Source organism: Klebsiella sp. MBT K-1, assembly GCF_002556465.1.
Classification (GTDB): Bacteria; Pseudomonadota; Gammaproteobacteria; order Enterobacterales; family Enterobacteriaceae; genus Klebsiella; species Klebsiella grimontii.
Window position 1 is genome coordinate 217,864 of record NZ_PDEL01000005.1, and the last position, 25,908, is coordinate 243,771.

The 25,908-nt window shown below is 59.3% G+C and carries 22 protein-coding genes and 1 pseudogene; 17 read left to right on the forward strand and 6 right to left on the reverse strand.

Going from position 1 to position 25,908, the window contains the following annotated elements:
- Nucleotides 1-59 precede the first annotated feature (59 nt).
- The 9 genes and pseudogenes from CMQ96_RS09380 to CMQ96_RS09420 all read left to right on the forward strand — a co-directional run bounded on the left by CMQ96_RS09380 (nt 60) and on the right by CMQ96_RS09420 (nt 10,591).
- On the forward strand, nt 60-1,418 hold the full coding sequence (locus CMQ96_RS09380; RefSeq protein ID WP_004870412.1) for an aromatic acid/H+ symport family MFS transporter: 1,359 nt from the start codon (nt 60-62) through the stop codon (nt 1,416-1,418).
- Nucleotides 1,419-1,429: 11 nt separating this feature from the next.
- Nucleotides 1,430-2,467, forward strand: a complete 1,038-nt coding sequence (gene gtdA, locus CMQ96_RS09385; protein WP_049085469.1) for a gentisate 1,2-dioxygenase — start codon at nt 1,430-1,432, stop codon at nt 2,465-2,467.
- A 24-nt stretch (nt 2,468-2,491) separates the two neighbouring features.
- Complete coding sequence (locus CMQ96_RS09390) at nt 2,492-3,190, forward strand: fumarylacetoacetate hydrolase family protein (RefSeq protein ID WP_004870417.1); 699 nt, start codon at nt 2,492-2,494, stop codon at nt 3,188-3,190.
- Between the two features lie 8 nt (nt 3,191-3,198).
- A complete protein-coding gene (gene maiA, locus CMQ96_RS09395) occupies nt 3,199-3,843 on the forward strand; it encodes a maleylacetoacetate isomerase (protein WP_004870419.1) in 645 nt (214 codons plus the stop codon).
- 8 nt (nt 3,844-3,851) lie between these two features.
- Entirely contained in the window at nt 3,852-5,045 is a 1,194-nt protein-coding gene (locus CMQ96_RS09400; RefSeq protein WP_098066651.1) for a 3-hydroxybenzoate 6-monooxygenase, read from the forward strand.
- Between the two features lie 183 nt (nt 5,046-5,228).
- Nucleotides 5,229-6,167, forward strand: coding sequence for a tRNA dihydrouridine(16) synthase DusC (dusC, locus tag CMQ96_RS09405; protein ID WP_049088515.1), 939 nt, complete (start codon nt 5,229-5,231; stop codon nt 6,165-6,167).
- Nucleotides 6,168-6,319: 152 nt separating this feature from the next.
- Nucleotides 6,320-7,153 (forward strand): transcriptional antiterminator BglG, encoded by an 834-nt coding sequence (gene bglG / locus CMQ96_RS09410; RefSeq protein ID WP_004122830.1) that lies wholly within the window; start codon nt 6,320-6,322, stop codon nt 7,151-7,153.
- A gap of 53 nt (nt 7,154-7,206) precedes the next feature.
- Nucleotides 7,207-9,179, forward strand: a pseudogene (gene bglF / locus CMQ96_RS09415) (PTS beta-glucoside transporter subunit IIABC).
- 17 nt (nt 9,180-9,196) lie between these two features.
- Nucleotides 9,197-10,591, forward strand: a complete 1,395-nt coding sequence (locus tag CMQ96_RS09420) for a glycoside hydrolase family 1 protein (RefSeq protein ID WP_098066653.1) — start codon at nt 9,197-9,199, stop codon at nt 10,589-10,591.
- Between the two features lie 96 nt (nt 10,592-10,687).
- Here CMQ96_RS09420 and CMQ96_RS09425 read toward each other — a convergent pair whose 3' ends face one another.
- Nucleotides 10,688-11,422 (reverse strand): bifunctional 2-polyprenyl-6-hydroxyphenol methylase/3-demethylubiquinol 3-O-methyltransferase UbiG, encoded by a 735-nt coding sequence (locus CMQ96_RS09425; RefSeq protein WP_004138568.1) that lies wholly within the window; start codon nt 11,420-11,422, stop codon nt 10,688-10,690.
- Between the two features lie 119 nt (nt 11,423-11,541).
- On the opposite strand from CMQ96_RS09425, the gene mdtQ reads away from it, so the two are divergent.
- The gene (mdtQ, locus tag CMQ96_RS09430) at nt 11,542-12,981 is read left to right on the forward strand and encodes a multidrug resistance outer membrane protein MdtQ (RefSeq protein ID WP_064371598.1); all 1,440 of its coding nucleotides are present in this window, start codon (nt 11,542-11,544) and stop codon (nt 12,979-12,981) included.
- 105 nt (nt 12,982-13,086) lie between these two features.
- On the opposite strand, the gene CMQ96_RS09435 is transcribed toward mdtQ, so the two are convergent.
- On the reverse strand, nt 13,087-13,656 hold the full coding sequence (locus tag CMQ96_RS09435) for a DedA family protein (protein WP_024359200.1): 570 nt from the start codon (nt 13,654-13,656) through the stop codon (nt 13,087-13,089).
- Between the two features lie 155 nt (nt 13,657-13,811).
- Between CMQ96_RS09435 and CMQ96_RS09440 the strand changes: the two genes are divergently transcribed.
- Together CMQ96_RS09440 and pbpG are read left to right on the forward strand one after the other, a co-directional pair.
- Nucleotides 13,812-14,399 carry a Yip1 family protein gene (locus tag CMQ96_RS09440; RefSeq protein ID WP_004122818.1) on the forward strand — a complete coding sequence of 196 codons (588 nt, stop codon included), beginning with the start codon at nt 13,812-13,814 and terminating at the stop codon, nt 14,397-14,399.
- 174 nt (nt 14,400-14,573) lie between these two features.
- Nucleotides 14,574-15,521 carry a D-alanyl-D-alanine endopeptidase gene (pbpG, locus tag CMQ96_RS09445; protein WP_004138574.1) on the forward strand — a complete coding sequence of 316 codons (948 nt, stop codon included), beginning with the start codon at nt 14,574-14,576 and terminating at the stop codon, nt 15,519-15,521.
- A gap of 138 nt (nt 15,522-15,659) precedes the next feature.
- On the opposite strand, the gene CMQ96_RS09450 is transcribed toward pbpG, so the two are convergent.
- Together CMQ96_RS09450 and dld are read right to left on the reverse strand one after the other, a co-directional pair.
- Nucleotides 15,660-16,214, reverse strand: a complete 555-nt coding sequence (locus CMQ96_RS09450) for a GNAT family N-acetyltransferase (protein ID WP_004138576.1) — start codon at nt 16,212-16,214, stop codon at nt 15,660-15,662.
- A gap of 97 nt (nt 16,215-16,311) precedes the next feature.
- Complete coding sequence (gene dld / locus CMQ96_RS09455) at nt 16,312-18,054, reverse strand: D-lactate dehydrogenase (RefSeq protein ID WP_004138578.1); 1,743 nt, start codon at nt 18,052-18,054, stop codon at nt 16,312-16,314.
- Nucleotides 18,055-18,248: 194 nt separating this feature from the next.
- Between dld and bglX the strand changes: the two genes are divergently transcribed.
- From bglX to CMQ96_RS09480, 5 genes are all read left to right on the forward strand, one after another.
- Nucleotides 18,249-20,546, forward strand: coding sequence for a beta-glucosidase BglX (bglX, locus tag CMQ96_RS09460; RefSeq protein ID WP_064342994.1), 2,298 nt, complete (start codon nt 18,249-18,251; stop codon nt 20,544-20,546).
- A 167-nt stretch (nt 20,547-20,713) separates the two neighbouring features.
- Nucleotides 20,714-21,631 (forward strand): ABC transporter substrate-binding protein, encoded by a 918-nt coding sequence (locus tag CMQ96_RS09465; protein ID WP_024359196.1) that lies wholly within the window; start codon nt 20,714-20,716, stop codon nt 21,629-21,631.
- 7 nt (nt 21,632-21,638) lie between these two features.
- Nucleotides 21,639-22,796: an ABC transporter permease gene (locus tag CMQ96_RS09470; RefSeq protein WP_098066655.1), complete on the forward strand. Its 1,158-nt coding sequence runs from the start codon at nt 21,639-21,641 to the stop codon at nt 22,794-22,796.
- Nucleotides 22,789-23,736 carry an ABC transporter ATP-binding protein gene (locus CMQ96_RS09475; RefSeq protein WP_024359194.1) on the forward strand — a complete coding sequence of 316 codons (948 nt, stop codon included), beginning with the start codon at nt 22,789-22,791 and terminating at the stop codon, nt 23,734-23,736. The genes CMQ96_RS09470 and CMQ96_RS09475 overlap by 8 nt, the downstream gene beginning before the upstream one ends.
- A complete protein-coding gene (locus tag CMQ96_RS09480; RefSeq protein ID WP_024359193.1) occupies nt 23,720-24,457 on the forward strand; it encodes an ABC transporter permease in 738 nt (245 codons plus the stop codon). The genes CMQ96_RS09475 and CMQ96_RS09480 overlap by 17 nt, the downstream gene beginning before the upstream one ends.
- Here the strand turns inward: CMQ96_RS09480 and CMQ96_RS09485 are convergent.
- Nucleotides 24,432-24,545: a protein YohO gene (locus tag CMQ96_RS09485; RefSeq protein WP_004103838.1), complete on the reverse strand. Its 114-nt coding sequence runs from the start codon at nt 24,543-24,545 to the stop codon at nt 24,432-24,434. The genes CMQ96_RS09480 and CMQ96_RS09485 overlap by 26 nt on opposite strands.
- A 416-nt stretch (nt 24,546-24,961) precedes the next feature.
- Nucleotides 24,962-25,720: a MerR family transcriptional regulator gene (locus tag CMQ96_RS09490; protein ID WP_004138594.1), complete on the reverse strand. Its 759-nt coding sequence runs from the start codon at nt 25,718-25,720 to the stop codon at nt 24,962-24,964.
- Between the last annotated feature and the right edge of the window lie 188 nt (nt 25,721-25,908).

Genomic DNA, 25,908 nt, shown 5'->3' on the forward strand with positions numbered 1-25,908 from the left:
ACTCGCAACATAAAAGAAATAAATACAACACCTACCCCTACCTGCACTGAGGCATAACGATGACTCAACGACTTGAATTACAGAAGCTGCTCAACGCCGCGCCGGTCGGCGCCCGACAGTGGCGCGTGATTATCTGCTGTTTCCTGGTGGTGATGCTCGATGGCTTTGATACCGCCGCGATTGGTTTTATCGCGCCGGATATCCGCAGCCACTGGCAGCTCACCGCCGGCGACCTCGCGCCGTTATTTGGCGCGGGATTGCTGGGCCTGACCGCCGGGGCGCTGCTCTGCGGCCCGCTCTCCGACCGCTTTGGCCGCAAACGGGTGATTGAGTTTTGCGTCGCCCTGTTCGGCCTGTTCAGCCTGCTTTCCGCGTTTGCCCCCGATCTGCAAATGCTGGTGTTCCTGCGTTTTCTGACTGGCCTCGGCCTCGGCGGCGCAATGCCTAATACCATCACCATGACCTCGGAATATTTGCCTGCCCGGCGGCGCGGGGCGCTGGTAACCCTGATGTTTTGCGGGTTCACCCTCGGTTCCGCCTTCGGCGGCGTGGTCAGCGCACAGCTGGTGCCGCTGATCGGCTGGCACGGCATTCTGGTGCTCGGCGGCGTTTTACCGTTGATACTGGCGGTGGCGCTGGTGCCTCTGCTTCCCGAGTCTCCGCGCTGGCAGATCCGTCGCCAGCTGCCGCAGGCGACGATCGCCAGAACCGTCGGCGCCATTACCGGCGAGCGCTATAACGACACGCATTTCTGGCTTGATGAACCTGCCGCAGGGGCGAAGGGCAGTATCAGCCAGCTGTTCGCCGGGCGTCAGCTGGCCATCACCTTAATGCTATGGGTGGTGTTCTTTATGAGCCTGCTGATTATCTATCTGCTCTCCAGCTGGATGCCGACGTTGCTAAACCATCGGGGCATTGATTTACAGCACGCTTCGTGGGTCACCGCCGCCTTCCAGATTGGCGGCACCTTTGGCGCGCTGCTGCTCGGCGTGCTGATGGATCGCTTCAATCCCTATCGGGTGCTGGCGCTGAGCTACGGCCTCGGGGCGGTGTGTATCGTCATGATTGGCCTGAGCGAGAACGGCCTGTGGCTGATGGCGCTGGCGATTTTCGGCACCGGCATCGGCATCAGCGGCTCGCAGGTGGGGCTGAATGCGCTAACCGCAACGCTGTATCCCACGCAAAGCCGCGCGACTGGCGTGAGCTGGTCAAACGCGGTTGGCCGCTGCGGGGCCATCGTTGGCTCCCTTTCCGGCGGTGTGATGATGGCGATGAATTTCTCATTCGATACCCTGTTTTTTGTTATCGCCGTCCCGGCCGTTGTGAGCGCCGTGATGCTTATCCTGCTGACGCTTGCCGTCCGCAACCCGACTTCTGTACCCGCCGCGCTGCCTTCCGCAGGCATTGTGAATAAATAAGGAGAACGCTTATGTCCCAGTCCACCACGGAAGCAAATAACGGCCGTCAGCAGTTTTACCAGCATATTTCCGGGCAAAACCTGACGCCGCTTTGGGAATCGCTGCACCATCTGGTGCCGAAAACGCCGAACGCCACCTGCGCGCCGGCTTACTGGAATTATCAGGAGATTCGCCCGCTGCTGCTGGAAAGCGGCAAGCTGATTGGCGCGAAAGAGGCGATACGCCGCGTGCTGGTGCTGGAAAACCCGGCGCTGCGCGGGCAGTCGTCGATTACCTCCTCGCTGTACGCGGGTTTGCAGCTGATTATGCCCGGCGAAGTGGCGCCGAGCCATCGGCACAACCAGTCGGCGCTGCGCTTTGTCGTGGAAGGCGAAGGGGCGTTTACCGCCGTTGACGGCGAACGTACCGCCATGCGCGCCGGCGACTTTATTCTGACGCCCCAGTGGCGCTGGCACGATCACGGCAACCCCGGCAACGAACCGGTTATCTGGCTCGACGGCCTCGACCTGCCGCTGGTGAACTATCTGGGCTGCGGCTTCGCGGAGGACTATCCGCAAGATCAGCAGCCGGTGACCCGCAAAGAGGGGGATTATCTGCCGCGCTACGCCGCCAACATGCTGCCGCTGCGCCATCAGGTCGGTAACTCTTCGCCCATCTTTAACTATCGCTACGACCGCAGCCGCGAAGCGCTGCACGATCTGACGCGGATGGGCGATGCCGACGAGTGGGATGGCTATAAGATGCGCTACGTCAACCCGGTCACCGGCGGCTACCCGATGCCGTCGATGGGCGCCTTCCTGCAGCTGTTACCGAAAGGGTTTACCTCGCGAGCGGCGAAAACCACCGACAGTACCGTCTATCACGTGGTGGAAGGCAGCGGCCAGGTCACCATTGGCGAACAGACCTTCGCTTTTCAGGCAAAAGATATCTTCGTGGTGCCGACCTGGCACGCCGTCTCTTTTATCTCCGCCGAAGATAGCGTGTTATTCAGCTTTTCGGACCGTCCCGTGCAGGAAGCGCTCGGCCTGTTCCGCGAAGCGCGTTATTAAAAATTAAGAATAAGGAATCGAATCATGACTCAATACGTTTTTGCACCCCAGGCCCCGATTAGCGTTCCGGTTGTCGGCAGCGATGAGCAGTTCCCGGTGCGCCGCGTTTACTGCGTGGGCCGCAACTACGCCGCTCACGCGCGTGAAATGGGCTTTGACCCGGATCGCGAACCGCCGTTCTTCTTCTGCAAGCCTGCCGATGCGGTGGTGCCCGTCGCCGCGGGAGAAACGCTGAACCTGCCGTATCCGACGCAAACCGATAACTATCACTACGAAATTGAGCTGGTGGTGGCGATTGGCAAGCGGGGAAGCGATATCCCGCTGGAGCAGGCCCATGAGTATATCTGGGGCTATGCCACGGGGCTGGATATGACCCGCCGCGATCGCCAGATGGAGATGCGCCAGATGGGCCGTCCGTGGGAGATTGGTAAAGCTTTTGACCTTTCCGCGCCGATTGCGCCGCTGCATAAAGCGGATACGGCGGACGTGAGCCAGGCCGGAATCTGGCTGCAGGTAAACGGGGAAGATCATCAGCGCAGCGATATTCGCCACCTGATCTGGTCGGTTAACGAAACCATCAGCTATCTTTCCGGTTTCTTTGAGCTGCAGCCCGGCGATCTGATTTTCACCGGCACGCCGGAAGGCGTCGGCGCGGTGGTGAAAGGCGATGTCATCACCGGCAACGTCGATGGACTGACGCCAATCGCCGTGCGCGTGGTGTGAGGTGAATGATGAAGCTGTACAGTTTTTTTAATAGCTCAGCGTCCTACCGCGTGCGGATTGCGCTGGCGCTGAAAGGCATCGACTACCAGAGCGTCGGCGTTAACATCCGCATCGGCCAGCAGAACGCGCTGGAGTACCGGCGGCTGAACCCGGTCGGTCTGGTGCCGACGCTCATTACCGACAAAGGCGAATCTCTCGGCCAGTCGCTGGCGATTGCCGACTGGCTGGACCGGCACTATCCGCAGCCGCTGCTGCTGCCCCAGGCGGACAGCGCGCGGATGCGGGTACTGGAGATCGTTTACGCCATCGCCTGCGATATTCATCCCATTAATAACATGCGCGTTTTACGCTACCTTGGCGACGAGCTAAAGGTAAGCGAAGAGGAGAAAAAACGCTGGTATGCGCACTGGATCCAGCAGGGATTCAGCGCCGTCGAGCAGCTATTGCGCCACGCGAAATCCGGCGATTTTTGCGTGGGCGATGCGCCTACCCTGGCGGACTGCTGCCTGGTGCCGCAGTGGGCCAACGCCCTGAGGATGGGCTGCGATCTCAGCCACTATCCGCGCTGCCAGGCGGTTTATGACGCCTGTACCCGGCTGCCGGCATTTATCGCCGCCGCGCCGGAAAACCAACAAGATAAGATCCCGGCTTAGGAGGCAACATGGCAAAAGTGATGCGAGCAATTATTGTCGGCGGCGGTATTGGCGGAGCGGCCACGGCGCTCTCTCTGGCGCGCCAGGGCATCAAAGTGATGCTGCTGGAAAAGGCGCATGAAATCGGCGAAATCGGCGCCGGGATCCAGTTGGGTCCAAACGCATTCTCGGCGCTCGACAGCCTCGGCGTCGGCGAAGTCGCCCGCCAGCGCGCGGTGTTTACCGACCATATCACCATGATGGATGCGGTCAACGGCGAAGAGGTGGTGCATATTGAGACCGGACAGGCCTTCCGCGACCATTTTGGCGGACCCTATGCGGTGATCCATCGGGTGGATATCCACGCCACCGTCTGGGAGGCGGCGCTGACCCATCCGGCCGTTGAGTATCGTACATCGACGCAGGTAGTGGATATCCGCCAGACCGCCGATGACGTGACGGTGTTTGATGATAAAGGCAACAGCTGGACGGCGGATATTCTGATCGGCTGCGACGGCGGTAAGTCGGTGGTGCGCCAAAGCCTGCTGGGCGATTCGCCGCGGGTAACCGGCCATGTCGTTTATCGCGCGGTGGTTGACGCCGCCGATATGCCGGACGATTTACGCATCAACGCGCCGGTGCTGTGGGCCGGTCCGCACTGCCACCTGGTGCATTATCCGCTGCGCGGCGGCAGGCAGTACAACCTGGTGGTGACCTTCCATAGTCGGCAGCAGGAAGAGTGGGGCGTGCGCGACGGCAGTAAAGAAGAGGTGCTCTCCTACTTTAAAGGCATCCACCCGCGTCCCCGGCAGATGCTGGACAAACCGACCTCCTGGCGTCGCTGGTCCACCGCCGACCGCGAGCCGGTAGAGAAGTGGGGCAACGACCGCATCACGCTGGTTGGCGATGCCGCGCATCCGGTGGCGCAGTATATGGCCCAGGGCGCCTGTATGGCGCTGGAAGATGCGGTGACGCTGGGTAAAGCGCTGGCGCAATGCGACGGCGACGCCGCCCGCGCTTTCGCGCTGTATGAATCGGTACGTATTCCGCGTACCGCGCGCATCGTCTGGTCGACGCGGGAAATGGGGCGGGTCTATCACGCCGCCGGCGTTGAGCGTCAGGTGCGCAATCTGCTGTGGAAAGGCAAAACCCAGAGCGAGTTTTATCGCGGCATCGAGTGGCTGTACGGCTGGAAAGAGGATAACTGCCTGGAAGCGCGTTAAGCGGCTGCGCACTTCCCGGGGCGCGGCTGGCGCCTTACCCGGGCTACCGGCCCGCAGATAGCGGTGGTCGCGTAGCCTGGCTAAACGCAGCGCCGCCGCCGGGAAAACCGATATTGGCCCCTTTCAACCCGCATCCAGAGGCGCTAACATAGCGCCTCTTTTTTCCGGGCAATGATAAACAATATGCGTGTATTACTGGCGCCGATGGAAGGCGTGCTCGATTCGCTGGTGCGTGAGCTGCTGACCGAAGTGAATGATTACGATCTCTGCATCACCGAATTCTTGCGCGTGGTGGATCAGCTCCTGCCGGTAAAATCGTTCTACAGGCTGTGTCCGGAACTGCATAACAACAGCCTGACGCCGTCCGGCACCCGAGTGCGCGTGCAGCTGCTCGGGCAGTATCCGCAGTGGCTGGCGGAAAACGCCGCTCGCGCGGTCGAGCTCGGTTCCTGGGGCGTTGACCTCAACTGCGGCTGCCCGTCAAAGCTGGTGAACGGCAGCGGCGGCGGGGCGACGCTGCTGAAAGACCCTGAGCTTATCTATCGCGGCGCGAAAGCGATGCGCGAGGCGGTTCCCAGCCATCTGCCGGTCACGGTAAAAGTACGGCTTGGCTGGGACAGCGGCGAGCGGCGATTTGAAATTGCCGATGCGGTCCAGCAGGCGGGCGCCAGCGAGCTGGTGGTGCACGGCCGCACCAAAGAGGACGGCTATAAAGCGGAGCGCATCGACTGGCAGGCCATCGGCGAAATCCGTCAGCGCCTGACTATTCCGGTGGTGGCCAACGGTGAAATCTGGGACTGGCAAAGCGCCCAGGATTGCCTGGCCGCGACCGGCTGCGACTCGGTGATGATTGGCCGCGGCGCCCTGAACGTTCCAAACCTGAGCCGGGTGATAAAATATAACGAACCACGTATGCCCTGGCCGCAGGTGGTCGAACTGCTGCAAAAATATACCCGCCTGGAAAAGCAGGGCGACACCGGTCTTTATCACGTCGCGCGTATCAAACAGTGGCTGAGCTATTTGCGTAAAGAATACCTTGAGGCTGCTGAGCTGTTCAGCGCGGTGCGCACCCTACAAGATTCAACCAGCATTGCGCGCACGATTAACGACTGGCGTAGCTAAACTATCTGACCTACATCACAATTTTTGGCTTGTCCCATTGAGATTACCCGGCGGACAGTGAAATACTCACTACCGATTGTTACTGCTCCGGCAGGCAAAACCTGATTTCCTGGCATCCGTCGGGGTCAGGTTTTTTTGTTTTTGGGGTTCATATGCAAATCGCCAAAGTACTTAATAATAATGTAGTGGTGGTTGTTGATGAGCAGCAGCGTGAACAGGTAGTCATGGGCCGAGGACTTGCCTTTCAAAAACGCGTTGGTGACTCTCTTGATGAAAGTAAAATTGAAAAGGTCTTCGCGCTGCAGAGCGATGAACTGGTTGGCCGTTTAGGTGAATTACTCAGTCAGATACCGTTAGAAGTGATGACCACCTGCGATCGGATCATCGATCTGGCGCGCGGTCGTCTCGGTAAGTTACAGGATAGTTTGTACATTACCCTGACCGACCACTGCCACTTTGCGATTGAGCGGCAGAAGAAGGGCATCGCCATTCGGAATGTGCTGCTGTGGGAAATAAAGCGGCTGTATCCGAAGGAGTTTGAGTTAGGGCAGGAGGCGCGGGCGATCGTCAGCAAAAGGCTCGGGGTTGAACTGGCCGAAGATGAAGCGGGTTTTATCGCCCTGCATCTGGTCACGGCGCAGCTCAACAGCGAAATGCCGGAAGTGATGCACGTGACCCGGGTCATGCAGGAGATCCTGCAGCTGGTGAAGTATCAGCTGACGCTGAACTACGACGAAGAGTCGCTGAGCTACCAGCGCTTTGTCACCCACCTCAAGTTTTTCGCCCAGCGCATGCTGACGCGAACGGTGGTCGAAGATGATGATGTGACGCTGCACAGCGCGGTAAAGGATAACTACCCTAAAGCGTGGAAGTGTGCGGAAACCGTCGCCCGGCACCTGCAAAAGAGCTACCAGCGGCCGCTGACGACGGAAGAGATTATGTTTCTCGCCATTCATATTGAGCGGGTGAGAAAAGAGGGACGCTAAGCGCCGATCGGGCCTGGCGCATAGCTCCCGCGCTACAACTGGATTGTTACTGCATTACGCAGGCAAAACCTGAGCGCAACGCCTACACGGCGTTGTTCTCGGGTTTTTTTTATTTTTAATACTCAGTTAACGATGCCTGCGGGCAGCGGAAGTAAGGAAAAACAGCATGGAATATAAAGCACTCGCGCAGGATATTCTCACTCGGGTAGGCGGCAGAGAGAATATTGTGAGTCTGGTTCACTGCGCTACACGGCTGCGTTTTAAGCTCAAAGATAGCAAGAAGGCGGATGCCGAAGGACTGAAGGCGAACCCTGGCGTCATTATGGTCGTCGAAAGCGGCGGCCAGTTTCAGGTGGTTATCGGTAATCACGTGCACGATGTCTGGCTGGCGGTGCGCAGCGAAGCCGGCCTGACGGATGACAGTGAGCCGGTGGCGGTAAAAGGCGAAAAAGTGTCGCTTATCGGCCAGCTTATCGACATTGTTTCCGGTATTTTCACCCCGTTTATCGGCGTCCTGGCGGCCTCGGGGATCCTCAAAGGCTTGCTGGCGCTGGCGGTGGTTTGCGGCTGGTTAACGACGCAGCAGGCGACCTATAAAATCTGGTTTGCCGCCAGCGATGCGCTGTTCTTCTTTTTCCCGCTGTTTCTCGGCTATACCGCAGGCAAGAAATTTGGCGGCAACCCCTTTATTACCATGGTGATCGGCGGCGCATTAACTCATCCGCTGATGATTCAAGCGTTTGACGCCAGCATGGCTCCCGGCGCCGCGACGGAGTATTTCCTCGGTATTCCGGTGACCTTTATCAATTACAGCTCCTCGGTCATTCCGATTATCCTCGCCTCGTGGGTCAGCTGCTGGATTGAAAAACGCAGCAACGCGATACTGCCTTCCTCGATGAAGAACTTCTTCACGCCGGCGATTTGCCTGGCCGTCGTCGTACCGCTCACGTTTCTGATTATCGGCCCCGTAGCCACCTGGCTGAGCCAGCTGCTGGCCAATGGTTATCAGCTTATCTATCAGGTTGCGCCCTGGCTTGCCGGAGCGGCGATGGGAGCGCTGTGGCAGGTATGCGTTATCTTCGGGCTGCACTGGGGCCTGATACCGTTAATGATTAACAACCTCGCCGTGCTGGGCCATGATTCGATGATGCCGATGCTGCTGCCTGCGGTGATGGGCCAGGTGGGCGCCGCGCTGGGGATTTTCCTGCGCACTCGCGATGCGCGGCAAAAAGTGCTGGCGGGTTCTGCGGTTTCCGCCGGGATCTTTGGCGTGACCGAGCCGGCGATTTATGGTCTGAACCTGCCTTTACGCCGTCCCTTTATCTTCGGCTGCGTTGCTGGCGCCATCGGCGGCGCGATGGTTGGTTTTAGCGACAGCCACGTCTACTCTTTTGGTTTCGGTAACATTTTCACCCTGGCGCAAATGATCCCGCCGGAGGGCATTGACGCTACGGTGTGGGGCGGCGCGGCGGGGATGTTTGCCTCGTTAATCATCGCCTGCGTGCTTACCCTCGTCGCCGGGCTGCCGCGCAGCAGCGCTGAGCAGGCTGCGGTTGTCGTGGCGCCGGCCTCGGAAAACGACATCCTGGCGCCGATGACCGGCAGCGTGCTGGCGCTGGATCAGGTGCCTGACAGTACCTTCGCCAGCGGCCTGTTGGGCCAGGGCGTGGCGATTATTCCCTCAGTGGGCAAGGTTATCGCGCCGTTCTCGGGCGAAGTCGCCTCCATTTTTCAAACCAAACACGCCATCGGTCTGCTGAGCGACAGCGGCATTGAGCTGCTCATCCACGTTGGCATCGACACCGTTAAGCTCGATGGCGCGCCGTTCACCGCCCATGTAAAAGAGGGTGACAAAATCAAAGCGGGCGACCTGCTGCTGGAGTTTGACCGCCAGGCGATTCTGGACGCCGGCTATGATCTGGCGACGCCCATTATTATCAGCAACAGCGACGATTTTCGTACTCTCGACATGGTCTCCGCCAGCGCGGTGGATGCCGGTCAGCCGCTGTTGTCCGTAAGCCGTTAATCACAGGAGAGAGATGAATGAAGACATTCCCACAGGCGTTTTTATGGGGCGGCGCGACCGCGGCAAACCAGGTTGAAGGCGCTTATCTGGAAGACGGGAAGGGATTAACCACTTCTGACGTCCAGCCGCGCGGCGTATTTGGCGATGTGGTAGAACGCGTGCCCGGCGATAGCGGCATTAAGGATATCGCCATCGATTTTTACCACCGTTATCCGGAAGATATCAGCCTCTTTGCCGAGATGGGCTTTAACTGCCTGCGCGTATCGATTGCCTGGGCGCGTATTTTCCCCAACGGCGATGAGGCGCAGCCAAACGAAGCCGGGCTGGCCTTCTACGATAAGCTGTTTGATGAAATGGCGAAGCACAATATTACTCCGCTGGTAACCCTGTCCCACTATGAGATGCCGTGGGCGCTGGTGAAAAACTACGGCGGCTGGGGCAATCGCAAAGTGATTGGCTTCTTCGAGCGCTACGCCCGTACGGTGTTCGAGCGCTACCAGGCGAAGGTCAAACTGTGGCTGACCTTCAATGAAATCAATATGTCCCTGCACGCGCCGATGACCGGCGTCGGACTGCCGGCCGACAGCAGCAAAGCGGAAGTCTACCAGGCTATTCACCATCAGCTGGTGGCGAGCGCGCTGGCGGCTAAGGCCTGCCATGACATCGTGCCTGAGGGCAAAATCGGCAATATGCTGCTCGGCGGCCTGATGTATCCGCTCAGCTGCAAACCGGACGATATTTTTGAAACCCTGCAGCAGAACCGTAGCTGGCAGTTCTTTGGCGATGTCCAGTGCCGCGGCGCTTACCCGGGCTATATGCTGCGCTATTTCCGCGACAACGGCATTAACCTCGACATCACCGATGCCGACCGCGCCGCCCTGAAAGAGACCGTCGACTTTATCTCCTTCAGCTACTATATGACCGGCTGCGTGACCGCCGACAAAGAGCTGAACAAAAAAGCGCGCGGCAATATTCTCAGCATGGTGCCGAACCCGCACCTGGCAAGCTCGGAATGGGGCTGGCAGATTGACCCGCTCGGTCTGCGCACGCTGCTGAACGTGCTGTGGGATCGCTATCAGAAGCCGCTGTTTATCGTGGAAAACGGCCTGGGCGCCAAGGATAAGGTGGAAGCCGACGGCAGCATCAACGACGATTACCGGATCAGCTATCTTAACGACCATCTGGTGCAGGTTCGTGAGGCAATCGAGGACGGCGTTGAGCTGATGGGCTACACCAGCTGGGGGCCTATTGACCTGGTGAGCGCGTCGAAGGCGGAGATGTCCAAACGCTATGGCTTTATCTATGTCGATCGCGACGATGAAGGCAACGGCACCCTGGCGCGCAGCCGCAAGAAGAGCTTCTGGTGGTATAAAGAGGTCATTGCCACTAACGGCGGCAGCTTAAAAGAGTAATCGTCTGGAGGTTGCGTCGGCTAACCGCCACCCGGCAGAAATGCGCGACAGTAGCTAAAACCCTCGGCCCGGATAACCTCCGGGCCATTTTGCGTATTACGCCGGCTTACGCGCGCGCAGCAGAAAAATCATCGGCCGCTCTTTTTCTTCATCCAGCGCCGGCTGAGCGGCAATCTGCTCCGCCGTCGGTCCCCACTCATCCAGATGCTCAATGATAAAACCGGCGGCCACCAGCAGGTTTATCCAGCTGGACAGCTTGCGGTGCTGTTTTTTCACTCCGTCGGCAAACCAGTTGCTGATGCGCTCGCCCTCCTGCTGGTAGTGGCTCACCGGCCAACTTTTCTGCCCGTTCTCATCCACCTGCCAGCCCTGCTGAGGCGGGGCGGTGTAGATGGGATGTTCGGCGGAGAACAGCAGCGTGCCGCCAGGCGTCAGCGCCCGGTAAACGGTGGCGAACAGGGGCGCGACGTCGGGCAGATAGTGCAGCGCCAGCGAGCTATAGACCAGCTCGCAGCTATCGGCGGGCAGGGTAAGCGTCTGGAGATCTTCGCAGCGATAGCGAATACCTTCGCCCTCCGTCATTTCGCGGGCGCGCTCCAGCATTCGGCTGGAGAGATCCAGCCCGTCCACCTGCGCGGCGCCCTGATCCCGGGCCCAGCGGCAAAACCAGCCGTAGCCGCAGCCAAGATCGACGACGCGTAAACCGGATAACGGTGGAAGCATTTGCTGAAGGGTTGGCCACTCCGGCGCACCCTCCAGCCCTTTTACCGAACGATCGAGGGTGGCGTATCCGGCAAAAAAAGCGGGATCGTCATAGATGTTCTGACTCATTATCACTCCATGAGAAGTTTATTTTTAGCCTGCTAATAGTTACGGCACACGCTTTACTAAACGGCAATGATGCAAGTAGCTTAATATACCCGACCTTATTTAATCACCTGACCGATTTCATGAACCTGACTTTGAGCAAACGCGCGTTGGCTGGCCTGCCACTGGTTATCGCGCTGGCGGGCTGCGCGCCATCGCACGATACTGGCAAGCCGCTCCAGCAGCAGACCCCGGCATCCCACGTCGCAATGGAATTGCCCGCCGCCGTAAAAAACGGCTGGCCGCAAAGCAACTGGTGGCAGGATTACCATGACCCGCAGCTCAATAGCCTGATTCAGCGTGCCTTAGCCAATGCGCCGGACATGCAGATTGCCGAACAACGCATCAGGCTGGCGGAAGCGCAGGCGCGGATGTCGCAATCCAGCCTGGGGCCGAACCTGGATTTTTCCGCCGATATCGAACGACAGAAAATGTCCTCCGAGGGGCTGATGGGGCCGTTTGCCACCGATACCGACGGCAACACCGGGCCGTGGTACACCAACGGCACCTTCGGACTGACCGCCGGATGGGATCTGGACCTGTGGGGTAAAAACCGCGCGCTGCTGAAAGCGCGCATCGGTGAAGTCAAAGCCCAGGTCGCCGAAGAAGCCCAGACCCGCGAACTGCTGGCCGGCAGCGTCGCTCGCCTTTACTGGCAGTGGCAGACCGAAGCGGCCATTAAAAACGTGCTGACGCAGGTGAAGCGCGAACAGAATAATGTCGTTACCGTGGATACTGCGCTGTACCAGCGCGGGATCACCAACTCGGCCGAAGGGGCAGAGAACGATATTAACGTCAGTAAAACCGATCAGCAGCTCGCCGACGTAGCGGGCAATATGAAAGAGATCGAAGCGCGGCTGATGGCGCTGACCAACAGCCAGAGCCAGGCGCTGAATCTTCATCCGGCGGATTTACCCGCCGTCAGCGCGCAAATGCCCAACCAACTGGGCTATGAGCTGCTGGCGCGACGCCCGGACCTGCAGGTCGCGCACTGGTATATCGAAGCTTCATTAAGCGAAGTGGATGCCGCGAAAGCCGCGTTTTATCCGGATATCAACTTGATGGCCTTCTTGCAGCAGGATGCTCTGCATCTCAGCGATCTGTTCCGCCACTCTGCCCAGCAGATGGGCGTCACCGCCGGGCTGACCCTGCCGATCTTTGATAGCGGCCGCCTGAACGCGAACCTGGATATCGCCAGCGCGCAAAACGCCCTGTCGATAGCGAAGTACAATAAAGCGGTGGTCGATGCGGTGAACCAGGTGGCGAAAACCGCCAGCCAGATGGAAACGCTGATGGCGAAAAATCAGCAGCAGCAGCAGGTTGAAAAAGATGCTCAGCGGATGGTCGCTCTGGCCCAGGCGCGGATGAATGCCGGGATTATTTCCGGTTCGCGCGTCAGCCTGGCGAAGCTGCCGGCGCTGCAGGAGCGCGTCACCGCGCTGCGCCTGCGCGGCCAGTGGCTTGATGCCAGCATTCAGCTGACCTCCGCGCTGGGCGGCGGGTATCATCAGGCGGCGAAGTAGTTCTGTTTCCCCGGCTCGCGCTGCGCTTAGCCGGGCTACAGATTACGTGGTCTGTGGAGTTTGTAGCCCGGATATGGCGTTTACGCCGCCATCCGGGAACTCTCGTCACTCTTTCTTCTTTGCCTCGCGACGCTTTAGCCACCAGTGCGCCGCAACCACCAGCGCCACCGCCAGAATCAGCCAGATCCAGTGTTTCAGATGCGCGTCCAGATGATGCAGCCACGGGCCGATCGCTTCGCCGCCGAGATAGCCGAGCGTGGTAAAAATTAACGCCCAGATAATCGCGCCGACAATATTCAGCGGCAGAAACACCTTCGGCGGCAGGCGGCTGGCGCCAATTAACAGCGGGCCGATAACCCGAAAGCCGTACATAAAGCGGGTACCGATGACGAACAGATAAGGACGCCGTTGGATCATCCGCTGGGCCTTCTGGATCCGTTTTTTCTGGCGCGCAAACCGCCGCAGGATCCGTCCGCCAAAGCGCCTGCCGAGCAAATAAAGCAGCTGATCGCCAATCATGCCCCCGAGGGCGACCGAAATAACCACCAGCCAGAACTTCAATAATCCCTGATGTGCCGCCACGCCGCCGAGCAGCGTGATGGTTTCGCCTTCCGCCATGCTGCCAATGACCAGCGCCGCGTAGCCGTACTGGGAAATCAGGTTATTGATATCCATATAAAGATTAACTCCATAAAACGTCAGTCCCTTAATCATACACCCTGATGCTAAAAATGCGGGGGAAGCGCATTTTTATCGCTGTACACAAAATAATCTACAAGGTGAATTATACTTGGATCAGTGCTGTACCACGCCGTGACAAGGGGGACGCTATGAACCATGTCTGGGGGCTCTTCTCTCATCCTAATCAAGAGATGAGCGTTATTAAAAGCGAAAACGAAACCGTTTCGCATCACTATACGCACCATGTGCTGGTCATGGCGGCGGTTCCGGTTATCTGCGCCTTTATTGGCACCACGCAGCTGGGCTGGAATTTCGGCGACGGCACGGTGGTAAAACTGTCGCTGATGACCGGGCTGGCCCTGGCGGTGCTGTTTTATGCCGTGATGCTCGCCGGGGTGGCGGTGATGGGGCGGGTTATCTGGTGGATGGCACGAAGCTATCCGCAGCGGCCATCGCTTAAGCGCTGTATGGTTTTCGCCGGCTATGTCGCCACGCCGCTTTTCCTTAGCGGGCTCGTGGCGCTCTATCCGCTGGTGTGGCTGTGCGCGCTGGTGGGAACCGTTGCGCTGCTTTATACCGGCTATCTGCTGTATCTCGGTATTCCGACTTTCCTTGGCATCAATAAAGAAGAGGGGCTGAGCTTCGCCAGCTCGACCCTGGCGATCGGGGTGCTGGTGCTGGAAGTGCTGCTGGCTATCACCGTCATTCTCTGGGGATACGGCTACCGACTCTTCTGATTTAACTCATTGCCGGCATAAATAGATTTTTATGTCGGCAATGCAGCATTTGTTCACGATTCTTATTAGCCAGCTCGCGTTCTGACAGGGTATGATGATTTTTGCCAGCGGTGTTATCCCCAGCGCCGCGGCGTACGTTTATAACGTGCAAAAATACTTTTCAGAATGTTCACGATGACCAAATTTCGAGTTTCTTTGCTCAGCCTGACGTTGCTGCTGGCTGTGCCTTTTGCGCCCCAGGCGATGGCTAAAACTTCCACGGCGGTGACCGCCTCCCAGCCGGATATCGCTTCCGGCAGCGCGATGATCGTCGATCTTGCCAGCAAAAAAATCATCTATGCCAGCCAGCCGGATCTGGTTCGCCCGATGGCGTCGATCACTAAGGTGATGACCGCGATGGTGGTGCTTGACGCCCATCTGCCTCTTGATGAAATGCTGACCGTTGATATCAGCCAGACGCCTGAGATGAAAGGGATCTATTCGCGCGTGCGCCTGAACAGCCAAATCAGCCGCCGCAATATGCTGCTGCTGGCGCTGATGTCGTCGGAAAACCGCGCCGCCGCCAGCCTGGCGCACCATTATCCGGGCGGCTACGACGCGTTTATCCGCGCGATGAACGCCAAGGCGCAGGCGCTGGGGATGACCCGTACCCGTTACGTCGAGCCTACCGGCCTGTCGATTCATAACGTCTCTACCGCCCGCGATCTGACTAAGCTGTTGATCGCCAGCGAGCAGTATCCGCTGATTGGCCAACTGAGCACCACCAAAGAGGATATGGCGACGTTCGCCCATCCGGCCTATACGCTGCCGTTCCGCAATACCAACCATCTGGTCTACCGCGACAACTGGAATATTCAGCTGACCAAGACCGGCTTTACTAACGCGGCGGGCCACTGCCTGATTATGCGGACGGTGATTAATCAGCGCCCGGTGGCGCTGGTGGTGATGGATGCGTTTGGCAAATATACCCACTTTGCCGACGCCAGCCGTCTGAGAACGTGGATTGAAACGGGAAAAGTGATGCCGGTTCCGGCTTCCGCGCTCAGCTATAAAAAGCAGCGTGAAGCGCAGATGGCCGATGCGATGCTGAAAGGCGGCGCGCAGACCGCGCAGAACGATTAACCCCCATTTCCCCGGATTGCGGCGCGCAGAACGCTGGATACCTGTAGCCCGGCTAAGCGCAGCGCGAGCCGGGGGATTTTCCCGGAGGCGGCGCCGGCGCGCCTGTCCGGGCTACCGCTTACCCACTACGCCGAGAGGCTACTCCGGCAGCGTCCAGTCGCCATCGCCGAGCGGGCGCTGCATAATCAGGGTATCCCGCCAGTCGCCCATCTTATAGCCGACGCTGCGCAGCTGTCCCGCCACGCTAAAACCGAACTTTTTATGAATCGCAATCGACCCGGCGTTGCTATGCCCGTCGCCGATAATCGCCAACATCTGCCGCCACGGTCCCTGTTCGCATTTCTCAATTAGCCGCGAGAGCAGGGCGCTGCCAATACCGCGTCCGCCCATTCCCGCCTCAACGTAAATCGACTCTTCAAGCGTGTAGCGATAGGCCGGACGCGGGCGGTAAAAGGTGGCGTAGCAGTAGCCGACGATGGTGCCGCGCCACAGGGCAACCAGCCACGGCAGACCGCTATCGCGCACGGTTTTGATACGTTTACGCATCTCATCGACGGTTGGCGGGATCTCTTCAAACGAGGCGCGTCCATTGAGCACGTGCCAGACGTACAGCGCGGCGATGGCGTGGGCGTCATCGGGCAGCGCTTCGCGGATCTCTAAGTCAGCGTCATGTAGCTTATCCACTGCGGACATGATGGGTGGGTTCCTTAAACGGGTTTGCCGGAGAGGAGAATTCTCCGGCGTGCAGCGTAATACAGAAGCCCCGGGGCTGAACAGTCCCCCGTGCGGATTATTGCGGGTCGGCGGCGCTTGTCGTTTTATCCGGCGCTTCGCCCCAGTATTTTTGCTTACTGGTTTTACCGATCCCCGGATTCATGCTGTTGGTGGGATCGTTTTCGCGATAAAAGCGTTTTAAGCTTTCCGGCGCTTCATACAGATGGCCGACGTTATGCTCGGCCGGATACTGAGCGCCGCGCTCCTTCAGCAGCACCAGCATTTTCTCTTTCAGTTCGTGGGCATCGACGCCTTTTTTCACGATGTAATCCTGATGGAAAACGTGGCACATAAAGTGGCCGTAATAGAGCTTATGCACCAGCTGGCTATCGATATCGGCGGGAAGATGCTCAAACCAGTCGGTATCGTTACGGCGCAGGGCGATGTCCAGCGCCAGAATATCTTCCACTTCATCGGCGTGAACCGCCTGGTAGCGGATCGCCGCGCCCGCGGCGGCAAAGCGGTGCAGAAAGGCTTTGCTGCCTTCTTCCGCGGTGCAGACGAAGAAATCGCCTTCGGCGTTCTTAAAATACTCCCCGAGCCAGGCCTGGGCTTCTTCAATGCCGTCGCCCGCCATCTTCAGCAGCAGATGGTGTTCGTATTTATCGCGCCAGGTTTTCATTCGCTCCGGCAGATGCGCCGGGAAGACGTGACCCAGCTTTTGCATAAAGCGGTCGGTGAAGTGCGGCTTAAACAGCGACACTTTCTCCAGCATCGCGTCGGTGCGGCCCTTCATGGTAAAGAAGAACGGCATTTTATCGGTGCCGAGCTTATCGATCATCAGGAAGGTATCTTTCCCGTACTGCTCGGCGATATCGTAAATATCGCGATGCATGTACTCGCCCGCCACCGGCAGATGGTTGAATTCGGCGAGAATATGGCGGCGAATTTCGGTCAGCACTTCCGGGCGGTTGGTGCCGATGTAGAAGACCTGCTGGCGTTTTGCCGCCGGGAAGGTATCGAGGCGCACGGCGAACACCGCCAGCTTGCCGGCGCAGCCCGAGGATTCAAACAGGCGGTCCGGGTCGGCGTTGTAGCGCGCTGGGGTATCGGCATTCACGTCGCGCACGCGGGTGACGTAATCATGATCGTGGGCGTGGCGACCGTCGTGGCGGACATCTTCATCTTTAACCCGCTCGTCGTCGAGGCGGCTAAGAATTTGCTCCGGCGTCGTGCCGAGGTCGATGCCGAGGTGGTTCACCAGGCTGAGCTTGCCGTTTTCATCGATTTGCGCATACAGCGACATTTCGGTGTACGCCGGGCCGCGCTGGACCAGCGAGCCGCCGGAGTTGTTGCAGATCCCGCCGACCACCGATGCCCCGATGCAGGATGAACCAATGACCGAGTGCGGCTCGCGGCCCAGCGGCTTCAGCGCTTTTTCCAGCGAATAGAGCGTCGTGCCGGGATAAGCCAGCACCTGCTCGCCTTTATCCAGCAGATGCAGTTTATCCAGGCGCAGAGTGCTGATAATCACGATATCGCGGTCATAATCGTTGCCGTTCGGCGTTGAGCCTTCGGTCAGGCCGGTGTTGGCCGCCTGCATCAGAATGATTTTGTCGGCGTTGACGCAGGCGTTCAGCACGCGCCACAGCTCCAGCAGCGTACCGGGAAAGACCACCGCCAGCGCGTCGCCCTGGCCGGAGCGAAAGCCTTTACGGTAGCGCTGGGTTTTAGCCGGGTCGGTGAGCAGATGGGACGAGCCGACCAGACGGGTGAGTTCAGCCAGAAAAGCGTTGTTATTGGTTGTTGCAGATGACATGTTCCACTCCTTGTGGTGGTACAAAATTATCAAAAATAAGAATAGCGCTTTGTATGACAATTTGATGCATCAATGTTTCGAAAAATCAGAGAACAACGCGCGCTTTATTCAGGCGTCTCGTTTATGTTTATGGCAGACTTCGACTTTTGCTATCTTTTCGCCGATCTGGTCGACTGGAACAATGAGGGATAAAAATGAAATGGCTTTGTACTGTAGGCGTCGCTGTGAGCCTGGCGCTGCAACCCGCGCTGGCGGATGAATTGTTCGGCAATCATCCTCTAACGCCGCAGGCGCGGGATGCGTTTGTGACGGAACTGCTGACGAAAATGACGGTGGATGAAAAAATCGGTCAGCTGCGCTTAATTAGCGTCGGCCCGGATAACCCGAAAGAGGCCATCCGCGAAATGATCAAAGAAGGTCAGGTGGGGGCGATTTTTAACACCGTGACCCGCCATGATATCCGCACTATGCAGGATCAGGTGATGGAACTCAGCCGCCTGAAAATTCCGCTGTTTTTCGCCTATGACGTGCTCCACGGTCAGCGCACCGTTTTCCCGATTAGCCTTGGTCTGGCCTCCTCTTTTAACCTCGACGCGGTGAATACCGTCGGGCGAGTATCGGCGTACGAAGCGGCCGATGATGGCCTGAACATGACCTGGGCGCCGATGGTCGACGTCTCCCGTGACCCGCGCTGGGGCCGCGCCTCGGAAGGATTCGGGGAAGATACCTACCTGACTACCGAGATGGGCAGGGCGATGGTGGAGTCGATGCAGGGGAAAAGCCCGGCCGATCGCTACTCGGTGATGACCAGCGTCAAGCACTTTGCGGCCTACGGCGCGGTCGAAGGCGGCAAAGAGTACAACACCGTTGATATGAGTCCGCAGCGCCTGTTCAACGACTATATGCCGCCGTACAAAGCGGGGCTGGATGCGGGCAGCGGCGCGGTCATGGTGGCCCTTAACTCGCTTAACGGCACCCCGGCGACCTCCGACGCCTGGCTGCTCAAGGACGTGCTGCGCGACCAGTGGGGCTTTAAAGGCATCACCGTCTCCGACCATGGGGCCATCAAGGAGCTGATTAAACACGGCGTGGCGTCGGACCCGGAAGACGCGGTGCGCGTGGCGCTGAAGTCCGGCATCAACATGAGCATGAGCGACGAGTACTACAGCAAGTATCTGCCCGGGCTGGTGAAGTCCGGGAAGGTGACGATGGCGGAGCTGGATGACGCGACCCGCCACGTGCTGAACGTCAAATACGATATGGGCCTGTTTAACGACCCCTACAGCCACCTGGGGCCGAAAGATTCCGACCCGCAGGATACCAACGCCGAAAGCCGCCTGCATCGCAAAGACGCGCGCGAAGTGGCGCGCGAAAGCCTGGTGCTGCTGAAAAACCGTCTCGATACGCTGCCGCTGAAAAAATCGGGCACTATCGCGGTGATCGGCGCCCTGGCCGACAGCAAGCGCGACATGATGGGCAGCTGGTCGGCGGCGGGCGTTGCCGATCAGTCGGTGACCGTGCTGACCGGTATGCAGAACGCGCTGGGCGACAAAGGCAAGATTATCTATGCCAAAGGCGCCAACGTGACCGACGATAAAGGCATCGTCGACTTCCTCAATCTGTATGAGAAAGCGGTGCAGGTTGACTCGCGCTCGCCGCAGGAGATGATTGACGAAGCGGTGGCGGCGGCGAAGCAGTCTGACGTGGTGGTTGCCGTGGTGGGTGAGGCGCAGGGCATGGCCCACGAAGCCTCCAGCCGCACCGACATCACCCTGCCGCCGAGCCAGCGCGCCCTGATTAGCGCCCTGAAAGCGACCGGCAAGCCGTTGGTGCTGGTGCTGATGAACGGCCGTCCGCTGGCGCTGGTGAAAGAAGATCAGCAGGCCGATGCGATCCTCGAAACCTGGTTTGCCGGTACCGAAGGCGGTAACGCGATTGCCGATGTGCTGTTCGGCGACTACAACCCGTCGGGCAAGCTGCCGATGTCCTTCCCGCGCTCGGTTGGGCAGATCCCCACCTACTACAGCCATCTCAACACCGGTCGTCCGTACAATGCGGATAAGCCGAACAAGTACACCTCGCGCTACTTTGACGAGGCCAACGGTCCGCTCTATCCGTTTGGCTACGGCCTCAGCTACACCACCTTTAGCGTTTCCGACGTGAAAATGTCGGCGCCGACCCTGCAACGTGACGGCAAAGTGACCGCCAGCGTGCAGGTGACCAATACCGGCAAGCGCGAAGGGGCGACGGTGATTCAGCTTTATCTGCAGGACGTTACCGCTTCCATGAGCCGTCCGGTGAAAATGCTGCGCGGCTTTAAAAAGGTGACCCTTAAGCCGGGCGAGACGCAAACCGTCAGCTTCCCGATTGACGTTGAGGCGCTGAAGTTCTGGAACCAGCAGATGAAGTACGACGCCGAGCCGGGTAAATTCAACGTCTTTATCGGCGTCGATTCCGCCCGCGTGAAGCAGAGCGAGTTTGAACTGCTGTAATGGCGATTTGTCGCCCGGGTAAGGCGCCAGTCGCAGCCCGGGAACACGCTTTCCGTTATCCTAAAGGCCGATTAATCGGCCTTTTCTTTTTCCGCTCCGCCCTAAATGAACTACGCTTTTCTCTTAAGCTCCTGTTAATGGAGCGCAAATTAAAGAGGGACGCGAGGATGATAAAGGCAAGTGTTTGGTCAGGCGCGCTGGCGCTGGCGGCCCTGATTAGCCTGCCGCTGCAGGCGGCCGAGCCGGTTAAGGTCGGCTCAAAAATTGACACCGAAGGGGCGCTGCTCGGCAATATTATTTTGCAGGTGCTGGAAAGTCATGGGGTGAAAACCGTCAATAAAATCCAGCTCGGCACCACCCCGGTGGTGCGCGGGGCGATAACCGCCGGTGAGCTGGATATTTACCCGGAATATACCGGCAACGGCGCGTTCTTCTTCAAAGAGGAGAACGACCCGGCGTGGAAAAACGCGCAGCAGGGATACGAAAAAGTCAAAAAGTTGGACGCGGAAAAGAATAAGCTCATCTGGCTCACCCCGGCTCCGGCCAACAATACCTGGACTATCGCCGTCCGTCAGGATCTGGCGGAGAAAAACCACCTCGCCTCATTAAGCGACCTCGCCGGCTATCTGCAAAAGGGCGGCGACTTTAAGCTGGCCGCCTCGGCGGAGTTTATTGAACGCCCGGACGCGCTGCCGGCGTTTGAAAAAGCCTACGGCTTTACGCTCAAGCAAGATCAACTGCTGTCGCTGGCGGGCGGCGATACGGCGGTCACCATCAAAGCGGCGGCGCAGCAAACCTCCGGCGTGAATGCGGCGATGGCCTACGGTACCGATGGCCCGGTCGCCGCGCTGGGTCTGCAAACCCTGAGCGACCCGAAGGGCGTGCAGCCGATTTATGCGCCCACCCCGGTAGTGCGTGAAGCGGTGTTAAAAGCCTATCCGCAGATAGCCGACTGGCTACAGCCGGTATTTGCCAGCCTGGATGAAAAGACGCTGCAAAAGCTGAACGCCAGCATTGCGGTAGAAGGGCTGGATGCGAAGAAAGTCGCCGCCGACTATCTGCAACAAAAAGGGCTGCTGAAGTAGCGCGCGCGTGACGATTCGTTGCGGTAACCGGGTTGCGCTGCTGCTGGCGTTGCTACTGCTGCTGGCGATGGCGCTGCCGTTTATCAATTATGCCCCTAACCGGCTGTTATCCGGCGAGGGGCGTTGGCTATGGCAGGTCTGGCCGTGGCTGGCGGGGGGGCAGGCGGCGGTCGCGCTGCTGATAGCGCTGCTGAGCTGGCGTTCAGGGCGCCTCCCGCTGCTGCTTATCTTCCTGCTAGCGGATCTGCTGCTGCCTTTATTGCTGTGGGGGGCCGGCAGGGCGGCGGTGCAGCTGGCCCAGAACGGTTCTCCTTTAGCCCGCACCTCGCCGGGCAGCGGTCTGTGGCTGGCGCTGGCGCTTTGCCTGCTTATTGCCAGCGATGCGGTTCGTCGCCTGACCTCCCGCGCCCTGTGGCGCTGGCTGCTAAATGCGCAAATCTGGCTGCTGCCCGCGCTGCTGCTGGGACTCGGCGCGCTCAATGACCTCTCTTTGCTGAAAGAGTATTTCAATCGCCGCGATGTTTTTGACGATGCCCTGTCTCAGCATCTGCTCCTGCTGTTCGGCACCCTGCTGCCGGGGCTGCTGATTGGGCTACCCGTTGGCGTTTGGCTCTGGCGGTATCCCCGCTGGCAATCGCCGGTTTTTGCGGTTCTCAACGTGATTCAGACCGTTCCCTCCGTCGCGTTATTTGGCCTGCTTATCGCGCCGCTGGCCGGGCTGGCGCGGGAGTTTCCCTCGCTGGCGCAGATCGGCGTTTCCGGGACCGGCATGACGCCAGCGCTGATCGCGCTAGTGCTGTATGCGCTATTGCCGCTGGTGCGCGGGGTGACGACCGGCCTGCAGCAGGTGCCGGGTGAAGCGCTGGAGAGCGCGGCGGCGATGGGGATGAGCGGCGGGCAGCGCTTTCGCCAGATACAGCTACCGCTGGCCTTGCCCGTACTGTTGCGCAGCCTGCGGGTGGTTAGCGTGCAAACCGTCGGTATGGCGGTGGTGGCGGCTCTGATCGGCGCGGGCGGTTTCGGCGCGCTGGTTTTCCAGGGGCTGCTCAGCAGCGCGCTGGATCTGGTGCTGCTGGGGGTAATCCCGACCATCGCGCTGGCGGTGGTGGTGGATGCGTTATTCGCGCTGTGGGGCGCATTACTGAAAGGAGAGGCCGGTGATTGAGTTTGACGGCGTCAACAAAGCCTTTGCCGGACAGCCTGCGGTGAAAGACCTCAATCTGCATCTGCGCGAGGGGGCATTTTCGGTGCTGATCGGCACCTCCGGTTCGGGGAAGTCGACCACGCTGAAGATGATTAATCGTCTGGTGGAGCACGATAGCGGGACGATCCGTTTCGCCGGGCAGGATATCCGCCAGCAGCCGGTGCTCGAACTGCGCCGCAAAATGGGCTACGCCATCCAGTCCATCGGCCTGTTTCCCCACTGGACGGTGGCGCAGAACATTGCCACCGTCCCGCAGCTGCTGAAGTGGTCGCGACAGAAAACCCAGGCGCGAATCGATGAACTGATGGCCTTGCTGGGGCTGGAGCCCGGCCTGCGCGAACGCTACCCGCATCAGCTTTCCGGCGGGCAGCAGCAGCGCGTCGGCGTGGCGCGCGCGCTGGCGGCCAACCCGGAAGTGCTGCTGATGGATGAGCCCTTCGGCGCGCTCGATCCGGTGACGCGCGAAGCCTTGCAGCAGGAGATGATCCGCATTCATCGCCTGCTGGGTCGCACGATAGTGCTGGTAACCCACGATATCGATGAGGCGCTGCGGCTGGCGGACCATCTGGTGTTGATGGACGGCGGCGAAGTGGTACAGCAGGGGGAGCCGCTGCAGATGCTGCTTGAGCCGAAAAATGCGTTTGTGCAGACCTTCTTTGGCCGCAGCGAACTGGGCGTGCGCCTGCTATCGCTGCGCGGCGTCGGCGATTATCTGCGCCGCGACGAGCGCCTGGCGGGGGATGCGTTAAACGTGGCGATGACCCTGCGCGAGGCGCTGTCGCAGTTCGTTGCCCATCGCCGCGAGGTGCTGCCGGTGGTCGATGAGCAGGGAGAGGCCTGCGGGACGCTGCATTTTGCCGACCTGCTGCGCGAGGAGGCCCGGCGTGAAGGCGCTGCGTGATCCGCTGCTGTGGCTCAGCGCCATGTTTATCGCGCTGCTGCTGGCGTTGCCCTACAGCGCGCCGCTGTTCAGCGCGCTGTTTCCCGAGCTGCCGCGTCCGGTTTATCAGCAGGAGAGTTTTGTCTCTCTCACCCTGGCGCACTTTTGGCTGGTGGCGCTCTCCAGCCTGGCGGCGACGATCGTGGGCGTCGGGGCCGGGATTGCGGTCACCCGTCCGGGAGGACATGAGTTTCGTCCGCTGGTAGAGACCATCGCCGCAATGGGGCAGACGTTTCCGCCGGTCGCGGTGCTGGCGATTGCGGTTCCGGTGATGGGATTTGGCTGGCAGCCCGCGCTGATCGCGCTGGCGCTGTATGGCATATTACCGGTTTTGCAGGGCACGCTGGCCGGAATTGGGGCGGTACCGTCCGGGGTATTAACCATCGCTCAGGGGATGGGGATGAGCGGCTGGCAGAGACTGATGAAGGTTGAGCTGCCGCTGGCGGCGCCGGTGATGCTCGCCGGAATTCGTACCTCGACTATCGTCAATATCGGTACGGCGACCATTGCTTCAACCGTTGGCGCGAATACGCTCGGTACGCCGATTGTTATCGGCCTCAGCGGATTTAATACCGCTTATGTCATTCAGGGGGCGCTGCTGGTGGCGCTGGCGGCGATTATCGTCGACCGCGGTTTTGAACGGCTGAACCGGCGAATCAGCCGACACCGCCGCGAACAATAAATGAATAACCGGCCAGCATCACGCCGCCGATGCCGCTGATGGCCATAAATAAGAACAGGGTAATCACCGCAATTTTCGCTGGCTTCATAATAGGCTCCTGATGTTAACGCAGGGATTATACGGTGAAGCGCAGGTGTTAATAAAACATTAATTGCTTTTTAGCGACGACAATATCTCCGGCTCGCGCTGCGCTTAGCAGGGCTACGGATCCTACGGACCCACAGCAATCTGCGATCCGGTAGCCCGGACAGGCGCATCAGGCGCCGCCTCCGGGGATGCGCCCGGGCTGAAATCGTCTGCGTTGGTTTATCCCGGTGGTGCTGCGCTGACCGGGCTACGGACCCACAGCAATCTGCGATCCGGTAGCCCGGACAGGCGCGTCAGGCGCCGCCTCCGGGGATGCGTCCGGGCAGAGATCGTCTGCGGTGGTTTATCCCGGTGGCGCTGCGCTGACCGGGCTACAGATCTCCAGCAATCTGCGATCCGGTAGCCCGGACAGGCGCCTCAGGCGCCGCCTCCGGGAGACGCGGCGGTGGCGTGATTGAGCCAGATAATCTGCCCCTGCTGCTCCCAGAGACGCATTTGGTTGACCTGGGCGCTGCAGGGCGTCTCTCCGCACCAGACCATCAACGTACTCTCGGGGAAAAGTTCCGGCCGGAGCTGGTTTAGCGAATGGGCGAGAATATCCACCCGCCAGCCCTGCTCACTGGCTATCCATCCCTCCAGCCATAGCCGGGTAATATCGCTAACGTTCCAGCCCACAACCAGCGCATGGTTACCGGGATATTTTGCCGTGGATGACAGACTGCGGGCGATATGATTAATCAGAATACCGTCAAGGATGCCACGCAGCGCCAGCAACGTCGGCTGCGGGCTAAGCAGGCGCTGGCGCAAAGGATTAATCAGGTGCTTGACCAGAATTTGCGCAGAGTCGCTGTGGTTGCGCTCCTTAAGCCACATGCGCAGGCGATGATAGCTACCGGTTTGCAAATAGCCGAGCAGGATCTCCTGCTGAGCGCGCCAGCCGTCGGCCACCTCCTGCTCGTTATCCATCAGCAGCGTTTTCACTTTCCCGACCTGCACGCCGGAGTCAATCCAGCGTTTAATTTCGCGAATGCGGTCTATTTCATATTCGTTGAACAGACGATGACCGCCGTCGGTACGCTGGGGTTTCAGTAATCCGTAGCGCCGCTGCCAGGCGCGTAACGTCACGGGATTGATATCGCAAAGCTGGGCAACTTCGCCGATTGTATAAAGCGCCATTTTCTCCTCCCGCTGTGTTCTCCTCCATTAACTGTAGAAGCTGTTTGCCGAAGCGGGAATTTTTGTCTGTTTTTTGTACAAAAATGGACCGTCGAGACGCGGAGAAGTGTGATCTTAACCATGAATTATCATTTTCATGTATTGCTTCAAAGAAAGTTATAAGCAAGCAGTGTATGTTACGCGCTTTC